The organism is Flectobacillus sp., assembly GCF_049240685.1.
Classification (GTDB): domain Bacteria; phylum Bacteroidota; class Bacteroidia; order Cytophagales; family Spirosomataceae; genus Flectobacillus.
Genome location: NZ_JBMLSD010000050.1, coordinates 1 through 8,727, shown reverse-complemented (window position 1 = coordinate 8,727; position 8,727 = coordinate 1). Strand labels below are relative to the sequence as shown.

Here is an 8,727-nt window from a genome sequence, read left to right as displayed (position 1 = left end):
TGCTTTTTTATTCTTCTCTAAAAATCTTCCTCCATTCATTTTACTGATTTTATGATTTTTTAAATAGTTTGCTGATAGGTGATTATAGGCTTTAGGCAATAGGCTATAGGCTATAGGCATTAGGCAATATGCGATAGGCATTAGGCATTAGGCTGTAGGCATTAGGCAATATGCAAAGAGTATTAAATTGTTTTGAATAATCTAGAAATGCTTTTTGCGGAATTCCCCCGCCGAAAGCTGAAACTTGACAGTTTAAAGCTCGAGGTAAAAAGTATTCATTTACTACAGATAGGTTTTTAAAATATTAGAACACTCTTTGCCTGTTGCTTTGCGCTTACTGCCTAGTCCCTATTGCCTATGAAAACAAAAAGGGAGCCCAGAATTGGGCTCCCTTTTATTATTATCTCGCAAAATGAAGATTTATATTATCTCACTTTTTTGATTGTAATTGGCACACAAACTTGAGGACAAGATGAACATGTTGCTGGAGGCGTGATTGTCACGTTGCTCAACGAACATCCATTTGCATCTGTAATTGTGATAGTTTTAGGACCAGTACTGATATTGAATGGACCAAATGGGTTAGATGGAGCTCCGTAGTTAATTGGCGAAGATGCCGTCACACCACCTGATACGGTATAAGTTGTTCCACTACCTCCTGATGGGTTCAATGTGAATGTGTAAGTATCATCCGCATCTGTTCCTGGAGTATTGTTATCATTACAGATAGCTATAGCTCCTGCCATTGATGGTTTTGCTTTCACGGTAACATTAAATATGTCGTCGATTGCACAACCTTCGGCTGATTGCTTAGTCACACGGTATGAAGTTGATAGCGTAGGTGACACCGAAATTGATGCAGTTGTTTCGCCTGTATCCCACAAATAAGTAGATCCACCTGTTGCAGTTAATGTTACTGAACTACCCGCACAAACTTCTTTATTTTCAGTAGTACCAGTAGGAGTTGCATTTACAGTTACGCTTACAGTAGCGGTTTGATTACAACCTAATGTACTTGTTACTACTACTGTGTAAACACCTTGGTTTGCAGCAGTTGATGTAGCTGTAACGGTTGGCGAAGCTGCTGTTGAAGTAAATCCATTTGGACCAGACCATGCGTATGTTTCGCCTGATTGTGTTCCATTAAGAGTAAATGCAATTGGAGTACCAGAACATACAGCAATTGTTGGACCACCAGAGATAGTTGTTGTAGGAGCAGGGTTAACTGTTACTGCTACCGACGCTGTACCAAAACATCCATTATTGTCTGTTACTGTTACTGTATAAGTTCCACTCATTGCAGCTGTTGCATTTGCAGAAACTACTGGACTTGCTGCTGTAGAAGTAAAGCTGTTTGGTCCTGTCCAAGAATACGTTGGATTTGTTCCATCTGTAGTAGCTTGAAGTGTAAGTGGTACACCCGAACAGTTCACCGCTACTACTGTAGTTGCAGTTACCATTGGTTTAGGATTCACCATTACGTTTACAGTAGCTGTTGCACTACAGTTATCGCCACTAACACCTGTTACGGTATAAACACCTGCATGTTGGGTCATCGAAGCACTAGCTGTTACGGTTGGGTTAGCCGAAGTTGAAGTAAATCCGTTTGGACCTGTCCAAGAGTACGTTGATGCACCTGAAGCTGTCAATGTAATTGGGGTCTGCTCGCAGACAGCTAAGGCAGTAGGATTGATTGTTACTACTGGAGCTGTGTACAGACTAATCGAAGTGGTAGTAGTTGCTGTACAACCGTTGATATCAGTTACTGTTACAGAGTAAGTACCTACATTAGCATTTGTTACTGAGGCAACTGTTGGGTTAGCTATTGTAGAAGTAAATCCTGCAGGACCTGACCATGAATAGCTTGCACCAGCTGGATTGCTGCTTACAGAAAGGTTAGCAGTACCATTCAAACAAACTTGAAGTGGAGCGTTAGCTGTAGCTGTTGGAACAGGGTTAACATTTACTTGAACCGTAGTAGTCGCTGTACAACCTAATGATGATGTACCTGTAATGGTATATACACCAGCATGAATTGCACTTGCAGAGGTAGTTACAGTTGGGTTAGCTGAAGTAGAAGTAAATCCGTTTGGACCAGCCCATGCGTAGGTAGCAGTGTTAGTACCAGATACACCTAAAGTAATTGTCGAACCTGTACAGTTTCCATTTGTAGGTTGTGGTGTTACTGCCAAAACAGGAACAGGAAGCATTTCTACTATGATTGGACAACAGTTACCTGTTGAACAACCAGCCACTAAATCTAATGAAACTGTATACTCGCCAGCCTCACTTACTACCAATGAATCTTTGTTTGCACCAGGAATATCTATGCCATTTCTTTTCCACTGATAATTAGTGTAGGTATTAGGAACACGTAAGGTCATTGTTTCTCCAGTACAAAGTTTTGCTGGAACTGTGAAGCAATTCGTATCTGAGTTTTTACCTTTGTTCGTGTTGTTATCACTTGCAGTAATCGTAGCTGTGTTGTAAGTAATACCTTCTGCATTGGCTGTAACGGTAATAGTTAAAGTAGCTTCTAATTTATCGCCGCTCAATAAACTACCGATATACCATTTACCTGTTGTTTTGTCATAGGTTGAACCAGCTTCTGCTGTGTGAGAAACATACGTTACTGTTGATGGAAGTAAATCTGTAATTTCTAAACCCGTAGGGTCATCATATCCTGCAGCTTTTGTCGCTTTTATTGTGTAAGTAACTTGTGAACCTAGTGGTACTGGAGCACCATTGTTACTACTTGTTTTTGAAACAGCAACATTGATTGTGTTTTTATCGCAATCACCGTCTGGAAGACCATCACCATCAGTATCAATTTGATCGTCACCACTACATTTATCCAAGCAGTCTGCAACGCCATCATTATCAGAATCTAGTTTTGAATAAGCGTAAAATACTTGTAAAGTAGTCAATGCAGATAGTAAGCCTCCGTTTGCGGTAATTCTAATTTTATTGTAGGCTTTAGTGGTTTTAAATCCAAACTCATATTTGTTTGAATTTCCGAGCAAACCTAGTTTTATTAGCGAGCTATTACCTGTTATAGATTCTTGAAGAATGTTTCCGTTATAAGTTTGAATTCTTAAATTACTAAACAAACTTAAGTTAATCAGCGAGTTTCCATCAGAGAGCACAAAACCTGCCTCACTACCTGCTGGTCTTGCCGTTGAGCTTGTTACTTCGATATAACTTGAACACGCCACGCCAACCAACATGTTTAAATCTGCCGAGTTGGTTGTATTTGCATCAATTACATTATTTTCGTTTGCAACACCACCTACACAAAGAGAACCAGAGGTTGCGCCATTAACCGTGTAAGTACCTGATCCACCATTCACCCATTTGTCAGCACAATCTAAATTAGTTGTTGCAGCAGGGCCTTCAAATGCATAGTAAACATTCAAGCTGTTTAAAGCTCCAACAACACCACCTGTATAGAATAATTGTACTTGGTCAAAGTCTTTAGTAGTTGTAAAACTTAAAACTTGCTTTCCAATGCTACCTCCTAATACTGAGGCGTTCAATAAACCTCCAGATACAGTAGCTGTTTCTTGAAGCACACCATCACGGAAAGTTTTGATTGAAATGTTAGATAATGCAGAAGCTGAGATAATACCAGCTCCAGGAGCTACAACAAAACCTACAACATTACCAGCTGGGTAGTATTGTTTAGCGTCTTGTACTGTTAGACCAACACCGCCACCTAGCAGAGAAAGTGTTAAATCTATTGTAGAGAAATCTCGGAGATCGCCGTTTACGACGTTTGAAGTGTTAGATGCGCCGCCTGTTAAAGAGGAGGACGAGTTAATCGAAACGCCAGTGCCAACGATTGGATCCATTGAGATTTTGTTATTCTCCAACGTTCTCACCTGTGCGTACGTTTGAAAGATACTGAGCACAGAAAGACACAGTACCACAACTACTTGGGTAAATTTGTTCATGAGCATAAATTAATTTGATTAAACACCTTTTACAGCCCAATAGAAGAACTTACAACGATGTAATCTGGCGATTACACCATTGACGGCGGCGATGTTTTCTACTTAGGTAATTTTAATATTTTATACACAACTGGCGGTTGCTCGGCAAAATTAGTGCAAAAAATATGCCATTAGACTTCATTTATTGACTATACGCAGGAGTTTTGAACGAGTGAGGATAATAGAGGATAAGCCTACTAAAAAGCAGTACGAAGTAATAATAGCAGAAGTATTATGTATGTTGTCTAAAACCGTGCCAAAGTGTATTTTATGGTCTGTTTTTTTTTAGAAATTATTTGATGGTAAAGAGCTTCAAATATTATAGTTGATGCTTGTAATTTTAGGGGAAAACTCTAACCCCAAAAGTGCTGATTTTTAGCTAGAAACGCCACATTTTAAGCCTGTGGCGTTAAATTTTCTAGGTGTTCGAGCCTTTCAAAACTATGTCGTGTTGGCTCGCCCACACATTCATTTCTTGGCGGTTAATGGCCGCTGCCATCATATCTGGAAACAAATCCGGGGTACAAGCAAACACTGGAATGCTTAGATTGGATAAAAACTTCGCATTGTCTTTGTCAAAGGAAGGTGCTCCAGAATCATCTAAGGCCAATAGACAAATTATTTGAATCCCCGACTCACTTAGCTCCACTATACGTTTACGCATCTGTACTTGATTGCCGCCCTCATACAAATCTGTAATCAGAATTAGAATGGTATCGTCTGGCTTTGTAATAATTTCTTGACAATACCCCAAAGCTTTGTTGATGTCGGTGCCACCACCGAGTTGTACTCCGAAGAGTAATTCTACAGGGTCTTTCAAATCTTCCGTTAAATCAACCACCTCTGTGTCGAATACCACCATTTGTGTGGTAACTTGTGGCAAAGATGCCATCACAGCACCAAAAATACCCGAATATACAACAGAGGCGCCCATTGACCCACTTTGGTCAAGACACAATACAATATCTTTCAGCGAGCGTTTGTTTTTACGTCCAAACCCTATTCTTCTTTCTGGAATAATGGTTTTGTATTCTGGCAAATAGTTTTTGAGGTTTTTCCGAATAGTCGTATTCCAATCTATTTCGTTGTAACGTGGACGATTGTTGCGAACACTCCTATTAATAGCACCTGTAATCGCTTGTATGGTTTTTTGTGCTAATTTTTCTATTAAATCCTCTACCACCTGTTGCACTACTCTTCGAGCGGTTTCTTTAGTTTTGGAAGGGATTAGTTTGCCAAGCTCCATTAAACTAGCCACTAAATGTACGTTGGGGGTAGCCTGCTCCAAAATCTCTGGTTCGAGCATGAGCTTTTGTTGTAGTTCTGGATGTTTTAGAGCATCTCCTTGCATTACTTGTACCACTGATTGAGGAAAATATTTACGAATATCTCCTAACCAGCGTGCTACCGAAGGACTCGAGTTTTCTCGGCCTCCAGCACCACCTCCATTATTTTGGCCATAATTAAAATCTCGTTTTCTCTCAAAATCATACAGAGCCGAAAGGGCATCGTCGATTTGACTATCTAAGCCTGATAACTGATATTGAGTACCATCGGCTTCATCGCCTCCCAAAATGAGACGCCAACGTCTGAGTGATTCTTTTTCGTCTGTCATGATGCTTGATTAACGTTGGTTTGTTTATTATCATTTTCTTTAAAAAACTGCATATCTGCCATTACCTCCGAGTAAATGATTGGGGAAATTTGCTCAAATGGAATGAGTCTTGGGTCGTTTGTGTGCTCTGGCTCGTCATAGGTATAACTTCCAAAGTCGACACTACCATATTTGACAAACATCAGATTGCCAATTCCTCCCATAACATCCAAATAACCCACACATACCTCTCCCTCCTGTGTGATAATGGCAGTAATGTCCTCTTCTGCGAAGTTTTTGTAATAATTGCTGATAAAGCCTGAATCGACTACCGAACCTCTAAACCATCCTCTTTTTTCAAGCATAGAAACAAAGGTGTATCCTGACATTTGTATACCACTAAACTTTGCGGAAATAAGTGTTCCATTGTCGGCAGGGTCAAAATTAACTACCGCACGATTAAGTTGTAAAAATGCAGGAGATAGACCTTCATCCTCTAATACTTCAGACCAATAGTTGATGGTTTCGGTCTCAAGGATTAGTGGATGTACCATTCGTATCATTTGTCCTTCTTGGAATTCTACTTCGTCGCCATCTTGATTGATACAAGTTTGGTCTTCCTGTACTTTGAAGGTAAATATCAATTGTTTTTGCTCATTGAAAGCGCCCCATATTAGTCTCGTAGCGTACACAAACATGATGGGGTTATTTAGGAAAAGGCTTTGCCATTTTTCAGTTTCCCATTGACGCTGAATAATGAGGTATTGCTCCAAACGAGGCGTTTGAGATTTTACAATGTCTTTGATTTCTTTTCCTATCTCTTTGAATTCTTCTTGTAAAGCTATAGGAGTGCCTTTGGGTAGAGTTTTTAAGGTTTTGTTATCTTCATTTAAGAATAGAACTTTGAAATCATGATTTACAAAAGCACGATATTCTTGTCCTTCAACCTCAAAGGTTTTGAATAAGCCTTCAAAGCCAAAATCAGGAATGATTTGGTCAGCTAAGTCGTATGGAGAAATTCCTAGCTCTTCGGCTACTAAAGTAAAAGACTCGGCTGCGGCAGCGCCAACGTTTTTATTCTTGTTTTTATATTTTCTAGAAAAAAACTCTACTTGACGCAACGCCAGTGTTCCGCCATTGAGCGCTAAGGCCTTTACGACATATTCTGCCATTTTACCACGACTATTATCAGCAAATTCTTGCACCTTGTTACGCAATTGACGAATAACGGTGGAGTCACCCAAAATACTAGCAAGTATCAGACAGAATTTGAAATTGGCCAGTGCTCCATTGACAAAATAGGCATCCAACAAACTAGAGGCATATTCGTAGTTTTTATCAGTATCTAAATGCTCAATGAGCAATTTTGCCTCTAGGTCAATGCGTATTTCTTTGGCACGACTCATGCGGTAATGCAAGAAACGAAATGCCTCAACGCTTAGTCTCGAGCCATCTTTGAAGTAAAGCGGAGGAAGCACCTTTTCGTCGAGCCAAGGCGTTAAAGGAGCATTGAGCTTAGTTCTTTTTTGAGCAAACACTACTTTGATATTAACTTCCTCTAAAGAGTTTTGTTTGCTAATCAACTGACGCAATGACTCCAAAATAATATCGCGCGCGTCATCATTCTTTTCTTGTTCCAAAAGCTCAATCAAAATGGCTCTTGACTCATCGGTATTAATAAGCGATAAAATCAAAAATCCCATTTGTCGGGCTTCCAACTTTTTAGATTTGGTTAGTTCAGAAGCATTAGGGATAGCATCAGGACCTAATTTGCTTAATAGCCCAGCCCCCAATCTGCGTAACTCTTTCGACTTGTTTTTACTAAGATCCCAGAAATACTGCTGATGCGAGCGAAAATCAAGTGATTCAATGATTTTGAAGTATTTTTTGAAAAAATCTTTCTCGTTCCAAGGAAGATTGTTCGGGTCTTGATGTAGAGCTTCTATTAAAATATCTAAACTATCTTCTTTCAATTCATTTGCTATTGCTACTAATAGGTCAATAGGTATTGAGTAGATGTTTTTTAGGGCATTTAGATAGACTTTTTTTGTTTCTACTAAATCCTGCTTTACCAAATAAGTAAAACAATGTTTTAGTAATGTACTACGTTCACTTTCTGCATCTACATAAAAAGTGTTGGCGTAATTTCTTTTACAAAAACTAATTTCTAAAGAAAGCGTTTTTTTAAACACCTCTAGTTCTAAAAAATGATATTTTTCAGGTAAGTGATTTGCTAATAAATGAAACAGTTTAATATATTCGACACTGTCGGTTAAATTTTGCCATTTTTCGAAAATAAAAGGCTCATATTTATTTAAGTTCTCATGCAGCAACAGTTCTGCAAAGAGGATAACCTTAACATTCTTTAGAAAAAGATTAATGTTAGCATCAAAAAAAACCTTCTGATTTGAAGCAAATAGGAATTTAGCAAATTCGTATTTTTGATGAGGATAAGCTCTCGTATCCAACAAAATTTTGTTGTAATGTTGATTGTTAAGAAGAATGTAGTTTCCCCATTTCGTTATATTGTTATTTTGATCAATTAGATGGATTTTGTAAGTAATCGCGTAAATTAAGAAATCTTCTCTAGTAACAAAACGGCTGGCTATTTGTAGTACTTTATCAATATCTGTATTATTGGCACTACGTATTACTTGACTTTGAACCCATTCTATGAACCAACTATATCCTCCAACTGAATAGTCTGTAAGGTTTTTAGGAGGGTTCCAGTAAGTTGAATGAGTAATTAAGTTCATTATTTTTTCTTCCCACTCGTCCCATTCATTAACACTACCCAATAGTTGATTAATGGAATGATACTCCCAGGTATCTTGTAATCTACACACAGGATATGAAGGATCATCACTAATTAAATACCCGAAGAACCTCTCGTATCTAGTTTTAGCATTTTGGTAATGACGTGTTTTTCTTAAATCTTCGATGTAGCAATTTAATTTCTCTAAATTTTTCATAGTCTAGTAATTCCCAAAAGTGTGTTTAGTACAGGAAGCACACTTTCGGCAAGTTGGGGGTTAAAGTTTTTGTTAATAGTGGTAAATTCTTGTGCTTGAATCATAGTACCTACCTTGGCTTTTTCGCCAAGTTGCTTACGCTCATTGGGTATAAAGTGTGAAAAAGTAC

3 protein-coding genes are annotated in these 8,727 nt (G+C 38.6%); all 3 read right to left on the bottom strand.

All coding sequences use genetic code 11. The annotated features are described in order from the left end of the window. Nucleotides 1-425: 425 nt before the first annotated feature. On the bottom strand, nucleotides 426-3,953 hold the full coding sequence (locus tag ACOVQ4_RS02350) for a hypothetical protein (protein ID WP_421819058.1): 3,528 nt from the start codon (nucleotides 3,951-3,953) through the stop codon (nucleotides 426-428). A 457-nt stretch (nucleotides 3,954-4,410) separates the two neighbouring features. Then, entirely contained in the window at nucleotides 4,411-5,607 is a 1,197-nt protein-coding gene (locus tag ACOVQ4_RS02345) for a VWA domain-containing protein (protein WP_421819057.1), read from the bottom strand. Then, nucleotides 5,604-8,558 carry a DUF4132 domain-containing protein gene (locus tag ACOVQ4_RS02340; RefSeq protein ID WP_421819056.1) on the bottom strand — a complete coding sequence of 985 codons (2,955 nt, stop codon included), beginning with the start codon at nucleotides 8,556-8,558 and terminating at the stop codon, nucleotides 5,604-5,606. The genes ACOVQ4_RS02345 and ACOVQ4_RS02340 overlap by 4 nt, the downstream gene beginning before the upstream one ends. Between the last annotated feature and the right edge of the window lie 169 nt (nucleotides 8,559-8,727).

Coding starts and splice junctions, on each gene's coding strand:
- ACOVQ4_RS02350 (WP_421819058.1), bottom strand. CDS start 3,953: ATGAACAAATTTACCCAAGTAGTTGTGGTACTGTGTCTTTCTGTGCTC.
- ACOVQ4_RS02345 (WP_421819057.1), bottom strand. CDS start 5,607: ATGACAGACGAAAAAGAATCACTCAGACGTTGGCGTCTCATTTTGGGA.
- ACOVQ4_RS02340 (WP_421819056.1), bottom strand. CDS start 8,558: ATGAAAAATTTAGAGAAATTAAATTGCTACATCGAAGATTTAAGAAAA.